Source organism: Flavobacterium artemisiae, from assembly GCF_042678225.1.
GTDB classification, from domain to species: Bacteria; Bacteroidota; Bacteroidia; order Flavobacteriales; family Flavobacteriaceae; genus Flavobacterium; species Flavobacterium artemisiae.
Window position 1 is genome coordinate 38,602 of record NZ_JBHUDZ010000017.1, and the last position, 21,212, is coordinate 59,813.

Consider the following 21,212-nt stretch of genomic DNA (forward strand, 5'->3'; position numbering starts at 1 on the left):
AACTTTTGGATTTTTAATGATTTACAAAGATAAGTCATGAAATTTAACTAGAAGTTAATTATTAAGAAAGTTCGTTTCAAAATTTCAATGTTTGGTTGTTTTTATTGTACAAAAAACACTGTAGAAAAACTTGCTATTTGTTGATTTTGCTATGAGAAAAGGTTTAACCGCAAAGAGCGCAAAGGTTTTTTTAGTGATTTTAATGAAAAAGCAGAAAAGTTCGCAACGCTTTGTGCTGACAAAGCTTTGCCAAATTATTTAGAAGTATTTCTACTTCTTTAATGAAATTCTTAGCGGACTTTACGGTTAATTTTTGAATAAAAAAAGTGCCGTCAAATAAATGACGGCACTTTAAAAAATATAATTTAAGCTTTGAATTATAGCGCTGAGTTAACAGTTTTGATAATTCTAGCAGCAATTTTGTATGGATCTCCGTTTGAAGCTGGTCTTCTGTCTTCTAACCAACCTTTCCAACCTTTTTGAACAGTCATTAAAGGAATTCTGATTGAACATCCTCTGTCTGAAACTCCATAAGAGAAATCGTGGATAGAAGCAGTTTCGTGCTTACCAGTTAAACGTTGGTCGTTGTAAGCTCCGTAAACTGCAATATGCTCAGCAGTAACAGGACGGAAAGCTTCACAGATTCTTTCGTAAGTTGCTTGATCTCCACATGTTCTTAATACAGTGTTAGAGAAGTTAGCGTGCATTCCAGAACCATTCCAGTCAGTATCTCCTAGAGGTTTTGGGTGATATTCAATATAGTAACCATATTTCTCAGTCAAACGGTCTAATAGGTAACGAGCAACCCAGATTTCATCTCCAGCTTTTTTAGCACCTTTAGCGAATAATTGGAATTCCCATTGTCCGCAAGCAACCTCTTGGTTGATTCCTTCAAAGTTGATTCCAGCAGCGATACATAAATCAGCATGCTCTTCAACTAATTTTCTACCGTGTGTGTTTTTTCCACCTACTGAACAGTAGTACATCCCTTGTGGAGCAGGGTATCCTCCAACTGGGAAACCAAGTGGAAGTTGTGTTTTAGTATCCATGATGAAATACTCTTGTTCGAAACCAAACCAAAAATCTTCATTATCATCATCAATTGTAGCTCTACCGTTAGATGGGTGAGGAGTACCGTCAGCATACATAACTTCAGACATTACCAACCATCCGTTGATACGAGTTGGATCTGGGTAGATTGCAACAGGAACTAAAAGACAGTCAGAAGAACCACCTTCAGCTTGTTTTGTTGACGAACCATCAAATGACCAGTTTCCAAGTTCTTCTAATGTTCCTTTGAAATTTTCATGCTCTTCAACTTTAGTTTTACTTCTAAGATTTTGAGTTGGTTCATATCCGTCTAACCAAATGTACTCTAACTTAATTTTAGCCATAATAATATAAATTAATTTTTTTGTTTTTTTTCGTTGGGTCAAATATAGATTTATTTTTTTAGTCCTAAAAATTAGGGGGCTATTTTGTTTAATGAAGTATTATTTTTTGGATAACTGCAATTTTGAATGGGGTATATTTTTAAAAAAGTAATTTTAGTAACTCTAAAAAGGCAAATTCGTAATAATTACGATACTTTTTTGAATTTATCGGTTAAGGAATTATGAAAAAATGTTTATTTAATCAATATTACCGCACACTTTTGTTATATTTCTTCGTTTTGAATTCATTATTCTTTGAAAAAAGCTTCTTCTGTTGCAAAATCGTCGACTAAATTTATCGAATTAATATTTAAAACAGGCATTTTTATTTTCTATATTTGTTCTTCATTTTTTTAATGAAATTGATTACGAATTTTAAAAATTACAACCATGTCAACATTACGTTTTCAAGCTTTAAAGGAAGCTTCTACAAGAAAGCCGGTGCATTTTGAAGAACTAGACAGAAAATCAAATCTTTTTGGTTCAAATGTTTTTAATGAAAAAGCAATGAAGCAGTATTTAACTTCAGATGCTTTTAAAGGAGTACGTGATGCGATTCAACACGGAACTAAAATAGAGCGAAAACTGGCAGATTATATTGCTATGGGCATGAAAGAATGGGCGCTGGCAAAAGGAGTAACACATTATACACACTGGTTTCAGCCATTAACAGGAACTACGGCAGAAAAACATGATGCATTTTTTGAAACTTCGTATGACGGTAGTGATCCTGTAGAAAAATTTGGCGGAGCACAATTGGTACAGCAAGAACCAGATGCATCAAGTTTCCCAAACGGAGGTATTAGAAATACTTTTGAAGCCAGAGGTTACACAGCTTGGGATCCGACATCGCCAGCCTTTATATATGGTACAACATTATGTATACCGACAGTATTTATTGCTTACACAGGTGAAGCATTAGATAATAAAATTCCGTTGTTGAGAGCTTTATCAGCAATGGATGAAGCAGCAACAGAAGTTTGTCGTTATTTTGATAAAAACGTAAAAAAAGTAACTGCAACTTTAGGATGGGAACAAGAATATTTCTTGATTGACAAAGCTTTGGCAAATTCTCGTCCCGATCTTATGATGACAGGAAGGACTTTATTAGGTCATACTTCTGCAAAAGGACAGCAGTTAGATGATCATTACTTCGGATCAATCCCAACTCGCGCGCTTACTTATATGAGAGATCTGGAACAAGAATGTATGTTATTAGGAATTCCAGTAAAAACGCGTCATAATGAGGTAGCGCCAAATCAGTTTGAGCTGGCTCCGATTTTTGAAGAAACCAATCTTGCAGTAGATCATAACTCTTTATTAATGGATGTAATGCAGCGTGTTGCAGAACGTCATGACTTTAAAGTATTATTTCACGAAAAACCTTTTAAAGGTGTAAACGGATCTGGAAAACACAATAACTGGTCTTTGGCAACAGATACGGGAGTTAATTTATTAAGTCCGAGCAAAACGCCAATGAGCAATTTACAGTTTTTGACTTTCTTTATTAATACAATAAAAGCGGTAAACGATAACGAAACCTTATTAAGAGCTTCTATCGCAACAGCAAGCAACGATCATAGATTAGGAGCAAATGAAGCACCGCCGGCTATTATATCGGTTTTCATTGGAGCACAGTTGTCAAAAGTTTTATTAGAATTAGAAAGCGTAACAACAGGAAAACTTTCGCCAGAAGAAAAAACAGATTTAAAACTGAATGTTGTGGGTAAAATTCCAGACGTTCTTTTGGATAATACAGATAGAAACAGAACTTCGCCTTTTGCATTTACTGGAAACAAATTTGAGTTTAGAGCTGTGGGTTCAAATGCAAACTGTTCGAACGCAATGACAACACTTAATGCTATCGTTGCCAAACAATTAAAAGATTTTAAAATTGAAGTAGACAATCTTATTGATTCTAAAGACATGAAGAAAGATGATGCTATCTTTAATGTCTTGAGAGAATACATCAAACAATCTAAAAAGATCCTTTTTGAAGGTGACGGTTACAGTGAAGCTTGGGAAAAAGAAGCAGCGAAAAGAGGTTTAAGTAACTTTAAAACTACTCCAGAAGCGATTAAAGCTAAAGTTTCTAAACAAGCTTTGGACTTATTTGAGGAATTAGGAATCTTTAATCACGTTGAGGCCGAAGCGCGTTACGAAATTGAATTAGAAGAATACACTAAGAAAATCCAGATAGAAGGAAGAGTTTTAGGAGATATTGCAAGAAACCACGTAATTCCGACTGCTATTCGTTATCAAAATACTTTAATTGAAAACGTTAAAGGTTTAAAAGAGATTTTCGGAAAAGAATTTGAAACCATTGCAAAAGAACAGATTACTTTAATTAAAGAGATTTCTGGTCATATTGAAGGAATTAATTCTAAGGTATTGGCAATGACTAATGAAAGAAAGAAAGCCAATCAATTGACCGATGCTCAAAAAATGGCTGAAGCATATTGTAATAATGTAAAACCTTATTTTGAAGACATTCGTAATCACTGCGATAAACTGGAATTATTGGTTGATGATGAAAGCTGGACGTTGACTAAATACAGAGAATTGTTATTTACGAAATAGATCTTACTATAAAATTTGTTAAAACCTGTCTTAAATAGACAGGTTTTTTTTTGTCATTATATTAAAATAATGCTTTTTGAGGGTTGTTTTTAATAATTGAAGAGCCATAATTGTAAACAAATTGTAATAAGTAACTTTTTTCCTATGAAAATTTTTAGAGGTTTTGGCAGTTCATCGAGATAGTTTTACATTTCATCGAAAAGAGGTTAAGATGTTGTAAAATAGGTATTTGTACTTGATTTGAATTTGGATAAGTTTTCTAATTTTGGTCATGAAGTTGAGAAAATAAAAACAGATTTTTGTTTTCAAATGATGTTTTAAGCCCCCCTTTTTTCCTCCCCAGGACAACAACCTGCAAAGACACCTACATAATAATTTGTATTAATAACCAATTAAATATATTTATTATGAAAAAAGTAATTTTAAGCATCTCAGCGATGCTGTTTGTAGGAGTAGCGGCAATCGCTCAAGGTAACACCTCTTCAGTAAATCAGGTAGGAAATTCTGATACTGGTATCGTGAACCAAAATGGACAAACGAATGATTCTAAGATTGACCAATTAGGAGATTCGAACAAATCAGAAGTTTATCAAGGAATTCAGCCAGGAATTTACAATGCCAAAAACAATGCAGCAGATGTAAAACAAAAAGGAAATAACAATACTGCATTTGCTTCTCAAAGTAACCATGACAACAAAGCTTACCAAACTCAAACAGGAGACTGGAACAAAGCAACAATCTGGCAAGATCAAATCGCTCCTCCAGCATCAGCATTAGGCGGATTTGATAAAGCAACTCAGGTACAAACAGGGAAAAACAACGAAGCTATTATTGATCAAGGAACAACTGGAAACGAAAAACCAACAGGAGCTCCTTTCAATGCAGCTCAATTAGCAGCTGTTAATGCTGTGAGTGTGCCATTTGCTCCTCATAACACTAACGAAGCTACTCAAACTCAAAATGGGGATGGTAACTATGCTTACGCTACTCAAGGAGGTGTTAAAAACAAATCATGGCAGACACAAAAAGCTCCAGCTGGAACTTCTGTAGCAGATGGTAACAAATCATACCACTATCAATATGGTAATGAAAACAAAGCTACTACATCTCAAGATGGTACTAAATTGAAAGAAAGCACTTTGCAAATTGGTAACAACAATACTGCAACTGTAACTCAAACAGGTGTTTCTCATAGCAGTGTTGCGTTTTCAAACGGAAACTTGAATACAATTACTGTTACTCAATCAGGAATGTAAAAGCTAAAATAAAATGTGATAGCCATAGAACGGTTATCACATTTTTTTAATTTAAATCAGTCAAGATGAAAGCTTTCATTTTAAATATTGTATTTCTATTTGTTCTATGTCCTATGCTTTTGGCGCAGGGAAAAGATGAAAATTCAGAATTTAAAAACTATAGTTCTTCTCTTTTTAATTCAAAAGAAAAAGCCTTCAGCATTGTTTCTAATGCCGTTTCTAATTTGGATAAAAAAGAGCGTGAGGAATTAAATTCAAGAATTCAATCGGGAGTAGTGATACAGCAAATCGGTGATTTTAATAGAGTATATGCTTCTTTAAAATCAAATGATACTAAGGTAGCAGTAGATCAAAATGGTGATTACAATCTGTTGTTCTTAGATAAAAATGCCAAAACAATCACACAAGGCGTTACGCAGCAAGGCGATAACAACAAAATTTCTGATTTTACATTATATACCAATTATAATGTCAATATGGAAATGATTCAAAAAGGTGATAATCAAAACATTCAGAATATTGGAACCAATTCGATGTCAAAAAACATGAAAATTACGCAGACAGGAAATGGAGCTTCCATAATTCTTATAAACAACTAAAATAACATGCTTTTTAGAAACAGACATATTACAATCTTTATTGCTCTTTTTTCTTCCTTGATTTACGGGCAGGTGCCTCAGGATAAGATCAAAGCAAAATTAGAAATCGTACAAGTAGAAGGTACCGTAAAAATTACTGGTACAGCCGAGAATCTGACAGATGTAATTCGGAGCGCTGCTTATAAAATGTCTGTAATAAAAAATAATAATAAAAGTAATAATCAGTCTAATAATGACCAGGTTGGTGTTTTTACATTACAGCCCAACGAAATACAGAAATTATCGACATCACAGATTAATCTTTCGGCAGATGACGAAGTAATTGTTTTGCTCTTGTTTTATGATGATGACAAGCAGATTATAGCAAAAGATCGTGTGGTTCTTGGTGAAGAAAAAAAAAAGACGATGTAATAATTCTTCCTGTTGATGGATTTGTTTTGAGAGGCATCATTACCGATGATACCAAAACAAAAATGGGAAAAGATTTTTACGACAGGTATTATTACAAATACAATGAACTTGGGATAAATGCAGAAAAAATAGTCACAATAGGTGAAGAATATAGTTTTGCCAGAAATACAGCCATTTCAATATCCATTGATAATGAAGTTATTTATGAATTTTTGGCCAGACCCGATGACGAATTTCTAGAAGCAGTTGCAGAAGAATCTGTAAATGCAACCTTTACTTATTTGAAAGAAAAAGAAAAAGAACGCAAATATTTCACTCAGTATTAATTTTATTATTAGCGCCATGAAATTTATTTTAACCTTCGCAGTAGTACTTTTCATCTCTCCGTTTATAAATGCGCAAGCCTTGGTTTATAAACCAGTCAATCCGGCATTTGGTGGAGATACCTTTAATTATCAATGGCTTTTAAGCAGTGCCGAAGCACAAAATAAGCAAAAAGATAAAACTGCTGGCACTACACAGCAAACTGATTTAGAAAGATTTAAAGCCAATTTAAATTCGCAGTTATTAAGTCAGATTTCAAGTTCTCTTTACAAACAGCAATTTGGTACAGATGGTATCAAAGAAGGTTCTTATACTTTCGGAAGTTATTCGGTCGACGTTTACCCGTCAGCAGATGGTTTAACGCTCAATATTTTAGATACCAATACAGGAGAACAAACACAAGTAATCATCCCAAATAAATAACATGCGCTTACATTACTACTTATCTATACTAGTTGGATTTCTTTTAACTGGTTGTGGCGCTTATTACAATCAACCCACTGGAGTTCAAAAAGCTGTTTTGGGAGAGGGTACGCCTGCTACATCATTACTAAAAGATCTGCCAAAACCAAAAGAACAGGTTGTCGTTGGTGTCTACAAATTTAGAGACCAGACTGGACAATACAAACCGCAGGAAAACGGAAGCAGTTTTAGCACAGCCGTTACGCAGGGTGCTACTTCTATATTAATCAAAGCGTTAGAAGACTCTAAATGGTTTGTTCCAATTGAACGTGAAAATATTGGAAACCTGCTTCAAGAACGAAATCTTATTCGTGCAACGAGACAAGAATATGTCAAAAATGCCAATCCGAACGAACCTCAATTGACACCGCTTTTGTATGCTGGAGTTTTATTAGAAGGAGGTATAGTTTCATATGATTCGAATATTATTACTGGCGGATTTGGAGCAAGATATTTTGGAGCGGGAGCGTCTGTAAAATACCGTCAGGATCGTGTTACAATTTATCTTCGAATGATTTCTACCTCAAATGGAAAAATTCTAAAATCAGTTTATATATCCAAAACCATTTTGTCTCAGGCAATTGACGAAAGTCTTTTTAGATATGTCAATTTTAAAAGACTTTTAGAAGTAGAAACAGGTTATACTACCAATGAGCCTGTTCATATGGCGGTGACCGAAGCAATAGAAAAAGCCGTTGAATCTTTAGTTTTAGAAGGCTTGATAGATAATATCTGGGAAGCCGATGCTCCAAAATGGCAGGTTGACAATTTAATTAAAGCTTATAAAGAAGAAACCAGAACGGCAGAAGTAACAGAACTTTACGGAAGAACTCTTGAAAAAAGAAGAAGCAAGTTCGGAATCGAAATTTCTGGCGGTGCAACGTTAATGGATGGCGATTATAAAGATCCGCTTTTTAGACCGTTTGGAAGAGGTGCTCTAAAATTTATGCTCACGCCGAGTTTCACTTTAAGTGCTTCAACCAATGTAGTTAATCTGGCAAATAAAAATCTTTTAGATGTCGGTTATATCACTTACGACTTAAATCTCGAATGGATTTTGCTTCCCAAAGACCGATTTACACCTTATCTCTATGGAGGAGGAGGTTTTGCAATGAACAGGAAATTTGAAAATACCTATAGTAAAGTGCAGTTTGGTGCTGGTTTAGAATATATGGCGACAGATTATTTAGGTATAAAATTGTTTGCAGAACAAAATATCAATTTTAGCGATAATGTTGATTACAAAAAAGCGGGAACCAGAGATGATTACTATTATAAATTCGGATTAGGGCTGACGTTTTATTTTGGAACAAAGAAGAAATAAAACAGCATTTAGGAATTTATAAGTAATTAAGTTTAAAATTTAAAACAAGCAGCAATGAAGTATTTATATAAAATAACGAGCATACTTTTTTTATTGTTTTTGGTTTCTTGCAGCGAAGAAAAAATTGGCGATACAGAGTTCGGAACCGTGACAGGTAAAGTGGTAAACAACGATACTTTTGAACCAATGGAAAACGTAAAAATACTATCGAGTCCGACAACAAGTACAGTATTTACAGATGCCGACGGAAAATTTACAGTTTCAAATGTAAAAACAGGAGAATATTCTTTTCAGGCTCAAAAAGATGGATTTGTCGCCAAGTTTGAAGCCGTAACCGTAACCGTCAATAATACAGCAGAGATTGTTTTTGAATTGAGTAAATCTACAGCCAATAATAAACCACCAACAGTTCCTGTACTAGTAGCGCCAGCAGATAATAGTACTAATCAGGCAGTGAATCTAGATCTTACGTGGACGGTTACAGATCCTGATAATGATGTAATGACCTACACCGTTACATTACGAAATGATAAAAATAGTGAGGTTAAAATTTTTGCCGATATAAAAGATAAAAAATTAACCGTTACAGATTTAATTTACGGAACCAAATATTATTGGCAGGTGTCTGTAAACGATGGTATAAATACACCAGTTTTAAGTGTTATCAGTTCGTTTACAACAGTACCGTTTCCATCAACACGATATTTATTTGTAAAAACGATAAACGGTAACAATGTAATTTTTACCGCCGATGATGCTGGAAAACAATATCAATTAACAAGCTCAGATAAAAATTATTGGCGTCCGAGAAGAAATAATCAAGCGCAGAAAATTGCGTTTATCGGAACAAACGGTTCACAAAATGATATTTATACCATGAATTATGACGGAACTGGAATTACTAAAGTGACTAATTCTGTGCCAATAGCAGGATTTAATTCTAATTATTTAGGATATTCTTGGAATGCTTCTGGAAGCGAATTTATTTATCCAAATTTTGATAAATTATACCGAATCAAAAGTGATGGAAGCGGTTTAGCAAAAATCTTCCAAACACCAAATGGTAAATTTATATCAGAATGCGATTGGAGTGCAGATGGTTCTAAAATTGCACTTAAAGTAAATGACATTAGCGGCTATGGAGTAGAAATTTATGTTATAAATCCATCAGGAGTTGTAGAAACGCCAGTTTTAGGAGGGCTTCCAGGAGCAGTAAGCGGATTAAATTTTTCAGTATCGGGACAAAAACTGGTTTATACCCGTGATATTACCGGTTTTGAAAATAGCAGTTACAGACAACTGGATTCCAAAATTTTTGAATACAGTTTTATTCTTGGGAATTCTTATGAAATTACAACCGAAAAAGTCATAGGGACAAATGATTTAGATGTTCGTTATTCTCCAAATGAGGCAGAACTTATTTTTACCAATACTTCAAACGATGGAATTTCGGTAAAAAATACGGTCAAAACGGGAATTGGCGTAGCAAACTCAAGAATCACATTATTTACAGGAACAGCAATGCCCGATTGGGAATAAAAATAACAAGCCAAGTGCTTTCATAACCAATTTTATTTCGAGGAAATCGGCAGAAGATCTTTTCTGCCGATTTTTTTTAGCAATCAAGTATCTGAATCAATAAAAGAATTAAAAAAAGGGATTATCTTTGCACCACATCAACACAAACTAATTTTCATGAGTTCAGATTCTAGCAAAAGGTACGCACAAAGAGGTGTTTCGGCATCAAAAGAAGACGTACACAACGCCATTAAAAATATTGACAAAGGTTTATTTCCGCAGGCATTCTGCAAAATTGTTCCAGATTATTTAACGCAAGACGACGAGCACTGCTTGATTATGCACGCAGACGGAGCTGGAACAAAATCATCTTTGGCTTATATGTATTGGAAAGAAACTGGAGATCTTTCTGTTTGGAAAGGAATCGCTCAGGATGCTTTAATCATGAATATCGATGATTTATTATGTGTTGGAGCAACAGATAATATCTTGCTTTCTTCAACAATTGGAAGAAATAAAAACTTAATTCCAGCAGATGTTATTTCAGCAATTATCAACGGAACAGAAGAATTAATCAACGAATTAAAATCTTTTGGTGTAACCATTCATTCAACAGGTGGGGAAACTGCAGACGTTGGAGATGTTGTTCGTACTATTATTGTCGATTCTACCGTAACAGCACGTATGAAACGCAGCGACGTTGTGGATAATGCTAATATCAAAGCTGGAGATGTAATTGTTGGTTTAGCTTCTTTTGGTCAGGCAACTTACGAAAAAGGCTATAATGGCGGAATGGGAAGTAACGGACTTACTTCTGCACGTCATGATGTCTTTGGAAAATATTTGGCGAAAAAATATCCAGAAAGTTATGATGCAGCAGTTCCAGAAGAATTAATTTATTCTGGGCAGGTAAATTTGACAGATGAGGTAGAAAATAGTCCGATAAATGCTGGGCAATTAGTACTTTCTCCAACAAGAACTTACGCACCAATTATCAAGAAAATTTTAGACAAATACACACCAAAAGACATACACGGAATGGTGCATTGCAGCGGTGGTGCGCAGACTAAAATTTTACATTTTGTAAAAGACTTACACGTAATAAAAGATAACTTATTTCCAGTTCCTCCTTTGTTTAAATTAATTCAGGAACAATCAAAAACAGATTGGAAAGAAATGTATCAGGTTTTTAACTGCGGGCATAGAATGGAGCTTTACGTTCCAGAAAATGTCGCGCAGGATATTATTGAAATTTCAAAATCATTCAATGTTGATGCACAAATCGTAGGTAGAGTAGAAGCTTCAGATGCTAAAAAACTTACCATTACAAGCGAATACGGAACATTCAATTATTAAAAAAAAATTAAACCATATAAGTTATATAAGTTCATTTAGTTTAGAAAACAAATAACTTAATTTACTTATATACCTTATATGGTTTCAAAAAAACAACGAGTATGTACGAATTACTTTTTTGGAGATATCTAGACGAAATTTACCTAAACAATCAGGAAGTTTATGAAGCGCTTGTAGAAAAACAAGAAGTTGAAGGTCTGGCTGTATTACAAATTGAAGTAATCGTAAATAGAATCAATTCTGTTTTCTCTGATTGGGAAAGAGTGGATGAAAACAGCTGGAAAAATCCAAAGGGGAAAGGGGCTTTTCAAGTGATTACAACACTTCAAAGTGTAAAAATTGACTGCTACGGAACTGAAGGAAAAACCATGAACAAATTGGTTGATGTCATGGAAGAATTCAAACTACCGCTTTACGACCCGCAGGTTCCCGTGCGTTATGATGAAATGAGCGAATAGGGTTTTGTTTTAGTTTTTTTTGTTTCAAGTTTCAGGTTTCAAGTTTTTCGCGAGACTATTTTGGAATTTCACAATATTGGAATTTAAAATTATCCATCTTTCAAAAGAAGATTTTGTTCTTTTCGGAGTTTAATAACCAATTGATCCACATAAGATTTTACCTTTTGCGGAAGCGTATTCCAAGCGGCATCTTTCTTAAAACTTCTGCAATGATCTAAGTCGCATTCTACAGCGCGAATTACATATTTTTTGTTTTTATAAACTGTAATAATTTTTATTCGGCGTATTTCATCATATTGAGTTTTAGAGCCGTAAACAATTATTGGTTCAATATAACCGTCGCCGTCAAGATCTTTAAAACTGCAGTATTTTGTCCAAAACCAAATAGTAGTTTCCTTCGGATCGTAATCTTCAAGAAAATCATTAATTCTCCATTTTTCTAAAAAACCGCCATGATCGTTTACGGCACAAACCGCCTGTATTTTAGTATTTAAAGTATCTTTTTTAGCGATTTTTTTCTGGTTTTCGGCTAACACTAATTCATAAACACCGCCTTTATCACTAAATTCATAAGCCTTGTAAATAGGAAAATCCGTCAGACCGTTAAGTTCACGCTGCTCAATCTGTTTTTTATCTAAAAGTAAATCGGTATTCTTCTGCGAAAAAACAATTGTAGAACAAACTAAGAATAAAAAGAGGATAGCATTTTTCATGAATTCAGGCGTTTAATAAACCAAAGATATTCAAAACCTATTTACTTTACCTCAATTTATATTTTTTATAAAACATATTTATTGTAATTTTCTCTCAAAAATAGATTCTTAAAAAATTAACCATTAACTAACGAATATGAGATTATTTCTTCTAGGTTTATTAGCTTTTTTCAGTCAGATTATTGAAGCACAAAATATAATCACAACAGAAGTTCATGAACCAGTAGATTTTGTAAATCCACTAATAGGAAGTGATTCGAAACCCGAACTTTCAAACGGAAATACGTACCCTGCAATCGCGTTGCCGTGGGGAATGAATTTCTGGACACCACAAACTGGAAAAATGGGAAACGGCTGGATTTATTCTTATGCAGCCGATAAAATTAGAGGTTTTAAGCAAACTCATGAACCATCTCCGTGGATGAACGATTACGGCCAGTTTTCGATTATGCCGACTACTGGAAAATTGGTATTTAATGAAAATGATAGAGCAAGTTGGTTTTCGCATAAATCTGAAATTGTAAATCCTTATTATTACAGCGTTTATCTGGCAGATTATGATGTAACCACCGAAATAACGCCTACAGAAAGAGCTGCTTATTTTCGTTTTACTTTTCCAGAAACGAAAAATGCTCATATTATTATTGATGCATTCGATAAAGGATCATATATTAAAGTGATTCCGAAAGAAAATAAAATTATTGGGTACACAACCAAAAATAGTGGAGGAGTGCCTCTAAATTTTAAAAATTACTTTGTAATACAATTCGACGAACGATTTGAAACAATAAATACTTTTAACAGTACACAACTCAAAACAGAACAAGAACTTACAGCAGATCATGTGGGAGCTGTAGTCGGTTTTAAAACGAAAAAGGGAGAAATTATTACTGCAAAAGTGGCTTCGTCTTTTATAAGTTTTGAGCAAGCCGAATTAAATCTAAAAGAAATTGGTTCGGATAGTTTCGAAACCATAAAGCAAAAAGGTCGAACGGCTTGGAATAAATCACTTAGTTCTTTTGTGACAGAAGGCGGAACATTAGCTCAAAACCAGACTTTTTATTCTTGTTTGTACAGAACAATGCTTTTTCCAAGAAAATTATACGAATATAATAAAGACGGAAAACCAGTACATTATAGTCCGTACAATGGAGAAATTCTTCCTGGATATATGTATACCGATACTGGATTTTGGGATACTTTTAGAGCATTATTTCCTTTGTTAAATCTAACACGCCCAGATGTAAATAATGAGATTCAGGAAGGACTTGTTAATGCTTACAAAGAAAGCGGCTGGCTTCCGGAATGGGGAAGTCCGGGTTTGCGAAATGTTATGGTTGGTAATAATTCGGCTTCTGTTGTTGCGGAAGCATATTTAAAAAACCAAGAAAAATATAAATATGATATTGAAACTTTGTATCAAGCTTTAATTCATGGAGCCAATAATGAAGGACCTTTAAAAGCTGTCGGCCGTTATGGCGCTGGATATTATAATAGTTTAGGATATGTTCCTTATGATGTTACAATTAACGAAAATGCCGCGAGAACATTAGAATATGCCTACGATGATTTTTCTATCTATCAACTGGCAAAAGCACTTGGGAAACCAAACGATGAAATAGAATTGTATAAAAAAAGAAGTTTTAATTATAAAAACCTATTCGATCCCGAAACCAAATTAATGCGCGGGAAAAACAAAGACGGTAAATTTATGAGTCCGTTTAATCCTTTTAAATGGGGAGACGCCTTTACAGAAGGAAATAGCTGGCATTACACTTGGTCTGTTTTTCATGATATAAATGGTTTGATAGAATTGATGGGAGGCGAAAATAAATTCGTAATACAGCTTGACAAAGTTTTTTCTGAATCTCCAATTTTTGATGAAACCTACTACGGTCAGGTTATTCATGAGATTCGCGAAATGCAGATTGCAAATATGGGACAATATGCACACGGAAACCAGCCGATTCAACACATGATTTATTTGTACGATTATGCGGGCGAGCCTTCAAAAACACAATATTGGGTTCGTGAAACGATGAATAGAATGTACAAACCAACACCCGACGGTTATTGCGGAGACGAAGATAACGGACAGACATCGGCTTGGTATGTTTTTTCAGCTTTAGGTTTTTATCCAGTTTGTCCAACTTGTAATGAATATGTTATTGGAGCTCCGTTATTCAAGAAAGTCACAGTCAATTTAGAAAACGGGAAACAGCTTATAATTAATGCACCAGCTAATTCAGCGGATAATAAATATATTGATAAAGCGTTTCTGAACGGATCAGAATACGAGAAAAATTATTTTACACATCAAGACTTAATCAACGGAGCAGTCATTGATTTTGAAATGAAAAATGAACCAAATAAAAGGAGAGGAGACAGCAAAAAAGATGCTCCGTACTCACTTTCAAATGAATAATAAATTACCACTATAATGATTAAATTGAACCCTTTAAAATCTTTCAGCTATTGTAAAACGTTGTTTATATCATCGGTTTTACTTGTTGGAGGTTCGCATTGCACAAAAGCGCAGGAAAAGAAAATTGAACTTAAAAACCTCATTCAATACGTAGATCCGATGATTGGAACTGCGAGAATGGGACATACTTATCCAGGTGCAACGGTTCCGTTTGGGAGCGTTCAACTAAGTCCGGAAACCGACACAATTGCTTACGGATTAAACGGAAAATATAATGGTGAAGTCTATAAATATTGTGCGGGATATCAATATGAAGATAAAACAATTGTAGGCTTCAGCCACACACATTTCAGCGGCACAGGCCATTCTGATTTGGGCGATTTTTTAATTATGCCTACTACTGGAAAATTACAGTTAAACCCTGGAGTCGCTTCAAAACCGCAATCTGGGTATAGATCTGCATTTTCTCATTCAACAGAAAAAGCAGAGCCGGCTTATTACAGCGTGCTTTTAGAAGATCATAATATTAAAGCAGAACTTACGGCAACAACACGTGTGGGAATGCATCAATATACTTTTCCAAAATCTAACGATGCACATATTATTTTGGACTTAACAGCGGGAATTTACAATTATGATAAAAAGAACGTTTGGACTTTTGTGCGTGTAGAAAACGATACTTTGATAACAGGTTATCGCCAGACCAACGGATGGGCAAGAACAAGAACCGTTTATTTTGCCATGTCTTTTAGCAAACCGATAAAAAGTTACGGACAGGCAGCTGTAGAAAAAAATGTTTACGGAGGTTTCTGGAGAAAATTTGATCAGACAAAGAATTTTCCAGAAATGGCAGGACAAAACTTAAAGTTGTTTTTTGATTTTGATACTAATGAAGGAGAAAAAATCAAAATAAAAATGGCACTTTCACCAGTAAGTTCGGCAGGAGCTTTAGAAAATATGAAAAAAGAAACTCCAGATTGGGATTTCGAAAAAGTAAAAAAACAAAGTCAGGAAATTTGGAATAAAGAATTGAATAAAGTTCAAGTACAAACTATTCAAAAAGAAGATTTGATCAATTTTTATACAGCGATGTATCATGCGTTTTTGGGTCCGACAGAATATATGGATTTAGATCGAAATTATAAAGGTTTGGATATGAATGTTCATAAAGCAGAAAACTTTACCAATTATACGAGTTATTCGCTTTGGGATACTTATCGTGCGCTTCATCCCTTATTTAATATTGTACAGCCAAAACGAAATGGAGATATGGTAAGTTCGATGCTAGCGCATTCTGATCAAAGCGTACATAAAATGCTTCCGGTTTGGTCGCATTATGCCAATGAAAACTGGTGTATGATTGGATATCATTCCGTTTCCGTTGTAGCCGATGCCATTGTAAAAGGAAATATTTCTTTCGATGCTGAGAAAGCGTTGCAAGCCTGCGTGAATACTGCGAAAGTTCCGTATTATGATGGATTGGGATATTATATGGACAAAGGTTATGTTCCTGAAGACAAAAACGGATCTTCGGTTTCAAAAACTTTAGAATATGCTTATGATGACTGGGCGATTGCGCAGGCAGCAAAGAAATTAGGGAAAACTGAAATTTATAATGAATTCATTAAAAGAGCTGAAAACTACAAAAACGTTTACGATGCTAAAACAGGTTTTATGCGTCCTAAATTAAATGACGGAACTTTCAAAAAAGAATTCGATCCGCTTGATACACACGGGCAGGGTTTTATAGAAGGTAATTCGTGGAATTATAGTTTATATGTGCCGCAAGATCCTGCCGAAATGATTAAATTGATGGGAGGGAATGAAAAGTTTAAAGTTCGTTTGGATTCATTATTTAATATGCATCTTCCAGACAAATATTTCGAAAACACAGAAGATATTACGAGAGACGGAATCATCGGAAATTATGTTCACGGAAACGAACCTTCGCATCACGTAGTTTATTTGTATAACTGGACAGATTCTCCGTGGAAAGCGCAGGATAAAATTAGAATGATCTTGAAAAAAATGTACCGAAATGGAGCTGATGGTTTAGGAGGAAATGACGATTTCGGGCAAATGAGTGCTTGGTATATTTTTAGCAGCTTAGGATTTTATCCAGTTGCACCAGGTTCTGACGAATACGCTTTAGGAAGTCCGCTGATGAAAAATGCCGTTTTAAATTTAGAAAACGGGAAAACTTTTGAAGTAGAAACGATAAATCAATCCGATAAAAATGTTTTTATCAGTAAAGTTCTTTTGAATGGAAAACAATTAGATAAACCATTTTTAAAACATTCAGATGTTATGAATGGTGGCAAAATTATTTTTTATATGAGTTCAAAACCGAATAAAAAATAAATAAACCGATTAGAAATACCTAACATGTTTCAAAAACCTGTTAGGTCTAATTAAAATTAAGAGTTATAAATTATACATATATTAACGACTATTACTTAGCGACCAAACCTATTTCGTGAAATTTTAATACTTAATTGGTAAAGATAATTTGTATAATTCGTGAATTCGTGGCGAAAAAAAAACGAAATTTGCACTTTAAACAAAGAGAAGAAATATGAAAATAAATTTAAAATCAGGAATCGACAAATTGCTTTTCGGAATGAAACAGAATGATGTAACAGCTGTTTTAGGAAAACCTGATAAAAACTATAACGACGAAGATGACAATGTAATTTTTGTTTACAATGCCTTGAAAGCTAGATTGACTTTTTACCAAGAAGAAGATTTAAAATTAGGATATATTGTAGCATCAAGCAGTAATCTTGAAGTTTTCGGATTTAAATTAATCGGAAGAAATATTGCTGATGTAAAGAAAGATCTGGCAACAAAAGAAATTACAAAATTTACACAAGAGACTTTTGACACTTTCGAAAATTATTTCAATGAAGATAACTGGTTTATTCTTCAAACAGAATTTAATGAAGTGGTGAAATTTGAAATCGGAGCTATTATTAATAGTAAAGATGAATTTGATTGGAAGTTTCCAGTAAAGAAATAAACACAATCTTGGCAAAAAATTAAATTAACTTTGATAAAGTTTTTGAAAATACAAAACAAAAAAACCGACAAGTAATTGTCGGTTTTTTATTCTTGTAAAAGCAATTATCCTTTTAACCATGCATTTTTAAGTTTCTCTTTTGAAGCATCGGTTGCTTTAAAAGTTTCAGCTTGTTCATAAGGTAATTTTACAGTTCCTTTAATGGTTTCCTCTTTACCACCACGTTTTACTTTTAATGTAATCGGATCATTTTCTTTCCAATTTTCACTTTCAGTAACCAAATCGTAAATATTATCAAGATTATAAGATTTATTGTTTACTGCTAAAATTTTATCTCCGCCTTTTAAATTCAGATTTTTATAGAATTCAATTGATTCTGAATCAGGACGTACAGCAATTTCTTTAGTTGCTTTATCAACTGTGATAAATGGAGTTTGTCCTTTAATGAAAGGGTTTCCAGCTTTTTTCTCAGTAGCTTTTGTTACTCCAACTTTAGCCAAATAAAAATCGTAAGGAATAGGAGTAGTTCCTGCCACATATTTGTTCAGGAATTCGCCTACTTCAGGATAAGTTAAAGAAGTGATTTTTGCGAAAAGCTCGCTATCATTAAATGGTTTTTCAACACCATATTCGTTAGATAATTTATGCATTAAATCAAGAATTCCTCTTTCTCCATTGCTTTTTTCTCTAATAATGATATCAATACACATTCCGATCAAAGCACCTTTTTGATATACATTTAAGTATTGATCTTTGTATGGCTGTTCCAAAACATTTTTACTCATCAAAGTAAATGACATCGTATCGTTTAAACCTTTTGCCTGCTCAATTTTATCTGCGATACGAGTGTAAAATTCAGCTTCATCAATTAAACCTTGATTGATTTGGAAAAGATTAGCGAAATATTCTGTAACACCTTCATACATCCATAAATGCTCAGACATTTTTGGTGCATTGTAATCAAAATATTGAATTTCTTTTGAGTGAATTGTCAATGGCGTAACAATATGGAAGAATTCGTGAGAAACGACATCTTTCATAGACTCTACCAATTTTTCTTTTGGCATAGATTCAGGTAAAACAACTGTTGTAGCTGTCGGATGCTCTAAAGCTCCAAAACCATGTGCGTCATCTTTTGCCATGCTTGATAAGTACAATAAAACAGTGTATTTTTTAGTAGAATTTACTTTCCCTAAAAAGTTTTTCTGCGCTGTCATCATCGTTTTCATTTCTGGCGTAATACTTTCTGCAGTAAATTTTCCAGTAGGAGAGTACACAGCAATTAAAATATCCATTCCGTTTACATTAAAAGTAGTGTAATCTGGTTTAGAATACATAATCGGGTTTTCTACTAAAATAGCATAACGAGAAATTGTAAAAACGTCCGAAGTTTTGCTTGCATCTTCATCTGTCATAGAAGTTGCTCCCCATAATGTTTCAGGATGCGTAATAGTAACTTTATATGGAACTTCTAATTTATCTTGAAAATAACCCACAAAACCATGCGTATTTACCATGAAGTTTTTACCTGCATCGATATTTGTTCCTGCTGGCGAGAAAATGTCATCATTACCAAATCCTGTTCCTTTTTCAGTATCAAAAGTATCGTTTACTAAATAAGTGATTTTGCTTAATTTTTTTGCACCCGAAATCGACCAAGAGTTATCGTCTAATCTTTTTACCGTTAATGCGTTTCCTTTAGCGTCAAAAGCTTTAAAATCTTCTGAATATTTTCCGTAATTGTCCGTAGAATAAGTTCCCGGAACTGTTTTCGGAATGCTGTATATGATTTCGTCAGTTTTGATAGCAGGAGGAGTTACCGTTACCAAAACTTTATCATCTTTTACATCTGTTAGATTGATGTTTACTTCTACAATATTGCTTTTTGCGGAACCAGCGCTACCTGTTTTACAGCTCCAAAAGGTTACCGCTAGAGCTAAGGTATAAAGTATTTTTTTCATTTGTTTGTGTTTAGTTATGTGTATTTGACTCACAATATGTAATAAAGTTACATTAATTTTGAAATAAAAAAAACTCCTGCAAAACAGGAGCTTTATTTTTTAGTCAAATTTATTTTTTATATAATATTTTCCATCCAAATCTTCATCAAAATCATCTATCTTGATTGGTTTAGGCTTTGGTTTATTTGCTATTGCCTTCTTTTTCCACATCTCAAACTTTTCAAGAGGCATTTTCTTCTTCATAATTTCCAGAACTTCTTTTTCTGCCAATCCAAATTCTTTTTTTATTACTTCAAATGGATTTTTTTCTTCTAAAGCTAACGAAACAACTCTTTCAGTTTGTTCCCAAGTTAATTCTTTGCGGTTACTCTTTTTCATCTCGTGAAAATTAATTCAAAATAGGGTGTTAATTATTAATAGATTGATTTTCAATTTCTGTATCAATATTAAAAAAAAAAATAATAAGTTGGTTCGGTCAGGGATACTTTTTTTACGGTTTTTGATCGTTTTTTGCACTTCTTGATTTTTGAAACGGAATTTTTAACAAATTCTGTAACTGATTGTGTTCTTCAGCCTTCATATGAGTATCAACTCCATATATCAGCTGATCTTTTGGCAGATAAGTAAAAGTTCCGAAAATTCTGTCCCAAACAGAAAAAATGTTTCCGTAATTACTGTCTGTATAGGGTAAAACATAATGATGATGCACTTTATGCATATTTGGCGAAACAATAAAATAGCTTAAATACCAGTCTAGTTTTTCGGGCAGTGAAATATTAGCGTGATTAAATTGCGAAAACACAACAGATAAAGACTGATATAAGAAAACCATCCACATTGGAGTTCCAACAATCAAAACACCTAAAGTTGTAAAAACAAACCGAATTACACTTTCTCCAGGATGATGTCTGTTGGCGGTTGTAGTGTCAATCCAGATATCTGTGTGGTGTATAAGATGAAATCGCCATAAAAATTTGGTTTTGTGCTCGACTAAATGCACCAAATAAGCACCAATTAAATCAAGAAGAAGCAGTCCAATTATGGTATAAAGCCAAAGCGGCATTTGTGGAAGCCATTGTAAGAGACCAAAATTATTTTTTACAGTCCAATCTGCTGTATAAATTAAAATAAAAGCTAAAATAAAATTGACAACAATAGTAGTAAACGTAAAAAAGAAATTTATTCCCGCATGATGCCATTTTTTATATCGCATTTGAAACAACGGAAATGTATTTTCGATTACCCAAAAAAGCGTAATCCCTCCAACAAGAATCAAACTTCTATGTGAAGAAGGAATTGTAGTGAAATAGTTAATAATCTCATTCATGATAAACTTGTCTTTTTGTTCAAATTTAATTAAAATGACAAATTAC

General features: G+C 33.7%; 18 protein-coding genes. 13 read left to right on the forward strand and 5 right to left on the reverse strand.

Annotated features, from left to right (window positions below; all coding sequences use genetic code 11):
- Positions 1-377 precede the first annotated feature (377 nt).
- Positions 378-1,394, reverse strand: coding sequence for a glutamine synthetase beta-grasp domain-containing protein (locus ACFSC2_RS19115; protein ID WP_379813958.1), 1,017 nt, complete (start codon positions 1,392-1,394; stop codon positions 378-380).
- 429 nt (positions 1,395-1,823) lie between these two features.
- Between ACFSC2_RS19115 and ACFSC2_RS19120 the strand changes: the two genes are divergently transcribed.
- The 10 genes from ACFSC2_RS19120 to ACFSC2_RS19165 all read left to right on the forward strand — a co-directional run bounded on the left by ACFSC2_RS19120 (position 1,824) and on the right by ACFSC2_RS19165 (position 11,721).
- Complete coding sequence (locus ACFSC2_RS19120) at positions 1,824-4,013, forward strand: glutamine synthetase III family protein (RefSeq protein ID WP_379813957.1); 2,190 nt, start codon at positions 1,824-1,826, stop codon at positions 4,011-4,013.
- A 407-nt stretch (positions 4,014-4,420) separates the two neighbouring features.
- Positions 4,421-5,269, forward strand: a complete 849-nt coding sequence (locus ACFSC2_RS19125) for a hypothetical protein (RefSeq protein WP_379813956.1) — start codon at positions 4,421-4,423, stop codon at positions 5,267-5,269.
- A gap of 65 nt (positions 5,270-5,334) precedes the next feature.
- Positions 5,335-5,868 carry a hypothetical protein gene (locus tag ACFSC2_RS19130; RefSeq protein ID WP_379813955.1) on the forward strand — a complete coding sequence of 178 codons (534 nt, stop codon included), beginning with the start codon at positions 5,335-5,337 and terminating at the stop codon, positions 5,866-5,868.
- A gap of 6 nt (positions 5,869-5,874) precedes the next feature.
- A complete protein-coding gene (locus ACFSC2_RS19135) occupies positions 5,875-6,279 on the forward strand; it encodes a hypothetical protein (RefSeq protein WP_379813954.1) in 405 nt (134 codons plus the stop codon).
- 26 nt (positions 6,280-6,305) lie between these two features.
- On the forward strand, positions 6,306-6,605 hold the full coding sequence (locus ACFSC2_RS19140) for a CsgE family curli-type amyloid fiber assembly protein (RefSeq protein WP_379813953.1): 300 nt from the start codon (positions 6,306-6,308) through the stop codon (positions 6,603-6,605).
- 16 nt (positions 6,606-6,621) lie between these two features.
- Positions 6,622-7,026 (forward strand): curli assembly protein CsgF, encoded by a 405-nt coding sequence (locus ACFSC2_RS19145; protein WP_379813952.1) that lies wholly within the window; start codon positions 6,622-6,624, stop codon positions 7,024-7,026.
- A 1-nt stretch (position 7,027) separates the two neighbouring features.
- A complete protein-coding gene (locus ACFSC2_RS19150; RefSeq protein ID WP_379813951.1) occupies positions 7,028-8,389 on the forward strand; it encodes a CsgG/HfaB family protein in 1,362 nt (453 codons plus the stop codon).
- 54 nt (positions 8,390-8,443) lie between these two features.
- A complete protein-coding gene (locus tag ACFSC2_RS19155) occupies positions 8,444-9,928 on the forward strand; it encodes a carboxypeptidase regulatory-like domain-containing protein (RefSeq protein WP_379813950.1) in 1,485 nt (494 codons plus the stop codon).
- Between the two features lie 156 nt (positions 9,929-10,084).
- Complete coding sequence (locus ACFSC2_RS19160) at positions 10,085-11,263, forward strand: AIR synthase related protein (protein ID WP_379813949.1); 1,179 nt, start codon at positions 10,085-10,087, stop codon at positions 11,261-11,263.
- 101 nt (positions 11,264-11,364) lie between these two features.
- Positions 11,365-11,721, forward strand: coding sequence for a hypothetical protein (locus ACFSC2_RS19165; RefSeq protein ID WP_379813948.1), 357 nt, complete (start codon positions 11,365-11,367; stop codon positions 11,719-11,721).
- Between the two features lie 89 nt (positions 11,722-11,810).
- Here the strand turns inward: ACFSC2_RS19165 and ACFSC2_RS19170 are convergent, their stop codons facing one another.
- Positions 11,811-12,434 (reverse strand): M949_RS01915 family surface polysaccharide biosynthesis protein, encoded by a 624-nt coding sequence (locus ACFSC2_RS19170; protein WP_379813947.1) that lies wholly within the window; start codon positions 12,432-12,434, stop codon positions 11,811-11,813.
- A 136-nt stretch (positions 12,435-12,570) separates the two neighbouring features.
- Between ACFSC2_RS19170 and ACFSC2_RS19175 the strand changes: the two genes are divergently transcribed.
- The 3 genes from ACFSC2_RS19175 to ACFSC2_RS19185 all read left to right on the forward strand — a co-directional run bounded on the left by ACFSC2_RS19175 (position 12,571) and on the right by ACFSC2_RS19185 (position 17,878).
- Positions 12,571-14,859: a GH92 family glycosyl hydrolase gene (locus ACFSC2_RS19175; RefSeq protein WP_379813946.1), complete on the forward strand. Its 2,289-nt coding sequence runs from the start codon at positions 12,571-12,573 to the stop codon at positions 14,857-14,859.
- Positions 14,860-14,874: 15 nt separating this feature from the next.
- A complete protein-coding gene (locus ACFSC2_RS19180; RefSeq protein WP_379813945.1) occupies positions 14,875-17,220 on the forward strand; it encodes a GH92 family glycosyl hydrolase in 2,346 nt (781 codons plus the stop codon).
- A 214-nt stretch (positions 17,221-17,434) separates the two neighbouring features.
- Positions 17,435-17,878, forward strand: a complete 444-nt coding sequence (locus ACFSC2_RS19185) for a hypothetical protein (protein WP_379813944.1) — start codon at positions 17,435-17,437, stop codon at positions 17,876-17,878.
- 104 nt (positions 17,879-17,982) lie between these two features.
- Here the strand turns inward: ACFSC2_RS19185 and ACFSC2_RS19190 are convergent, their stop codons facing one another.
- The 3 genes from ACFSC2_RS19190 to ACFSC2_RS19200 all read right to left on the reverse strand — a co-directional run bounded on the left by ACFSC2_RS19190 (position 17,983) and on the right by ACFSC2_RS19200 (position 21,166).
- Positions 17,983-19,839: a M61 family metallopeptidase gene (locus tag ACFSC2_RS19190; RefSeq protein ID WP_379813943.1), complete on the reverse strand. Its 1,857-nt coding sequence runs from the start codon at positions 19,837-19,839 to the stop codon at positions 17,983-17,985.
- A 99-nt stretch (positions 19,840-19,938) separates the two neighbouring features.
- Positions 19,939-20,217 (reverse strand): DUF2805 domain-containing protein, encoded by a 279-nt coding sequence (locus ACFSC2_RS19195; RefSeq protein WP_379813942.1) that lies wholly within the window; start codon positions 20,215-20,217, stop codon positions 19,939-19,941.
- A gap of 112 nt (positions 20,218-20,329) precedes the next feature.
- Positions 20,330-21,166 carry a sterol desaturase family protein gene (locus ACFSC2_RS19200; protein ID WP_379813941.1) on the reverse strand — a complete coding sequence of 279 codons (837 nt, stop codon included), beginning with the start codon at positions 21,164-21,166 and terminating at the stop codon, positions 20,330-20,332.
- Positions 21,167-21,212: the final 46 nt, after the last annotated feature.

Coding starts and splice junctions, on each gene's coding strand:
- ACFSC2_RS19115 (WP_379813958.1), bottom strand. CDS start 1,394: ATGGCTAAAATTAAGTTAGAGTACATTTGGTTAGACGGATATGAACCA.
- ACFSC2_RS19120 (WP_379813957.1), top strand. CDS start 1,824: ATGTCAACATTACGTTTTCAAGCTTTAAAGGAAGCTTCTACAAGAAAG.
- ACFSC2_RS19125 (WP_379813956.1), top strand. CDS start 4,421: ATGAAAAAAGTAATTTTAAGCATCTCAGCGATGCTGTTTGTAGGAGTA.
- ACFSC2_RS19130 (WP_379813955.1), top strand. CDS start 5,335: ATGAAAGCTTTCATTTTAAATATTGTATTTCTATTTGTTCTATGTCCT.
- ACFSC2_RS19135 (WP_379813954.1), top strand. CDS start 5,875: ATGCTTTTTAGAAACAGACATATTACAATCTTTATTGCTCTTTTTTCT.
- ACFSC2_RS19145 (WP_379813952.1), top strand. CDS start 6,622: ATGAAATTTATTTTAACCTTCGCAGTAGTACTTTTCATCTCTCCGTTT.
- ACFSC2_RS19150 (WP_379813951.1), top strand. CDS start 7,028: ATGCGCTTACATTACTACTTATCTATACTAGTTGGATTTCTTTTAACT.
- ACFSC2_RS19155 (WP_379813950.1), top strand. CDS start 8,444: ATGAAGTATTTATATAAAATAACGAGCATACTTTTTTTATTGTTTTTG.
- ACFSC2_RS19160 (WP_379813949.1), top strand. CDS start 10,085: ATGAGTTCAGATTCTAGCAAAAGGTACGCACAAAGAGGTGTTTCGGCA.
- ACFSC2_RS19165 (WP_379813948.1), top strand. CDS start 11,365: ATGTACGAATTACTTTTTTGGAGATATCTAGACGAAATTTACCTAAAC.
- ACFSC2_RS19170 (WP_379813947.1), bottom strand. CDS start 12,434: ATGAAAAATGCTATCCTCTTTTTATTCTTAGTTTGTTCTACAATTGTT.
- ACFSC2_RS19175 (WP_379813946.1), top strand. CDS start 12,571: ATGAGATTATTTCTTCTAGGTTTATTAGCTTTTTTCAGTCAGATTATT.
- ACFSC2_RS19180 (WP_379813945.1), top strand. CDS start 14,875: ATGATTAAATTGAACCCTTTAAAATCTTTCAGCTATTGTAAAACGTTG.
- ACFSC2_RS19185 (WP_379813944.1), top strand. CDS start 17,435: ATGAAAATAAATTTAAAATCAGGAATCGACAAATTGCTTTTCGGAATG.
- ACFSC2_RS19190 (WP_379813943.1), bottom strand. CDS start 19,839: ATGAAAAAAATACTTTATACCTTAGCTCTAGCGGTAACCTTTTGGAGC.
- ACFSC2_RS19195 (WP_379813942.1), bottom strand. CDS start 20,217: ATGAAAAAGAGTAACCGCAAAGAATTAACTTGGGAACAAACTGAAAGA.
- ACFSC2_RS19200 (WP_379813941.1), bottom strand. CDS start 21,166: ATGAATGAGATTATTAACTATTTCACTACAATTCCTTCTTCACATAGA.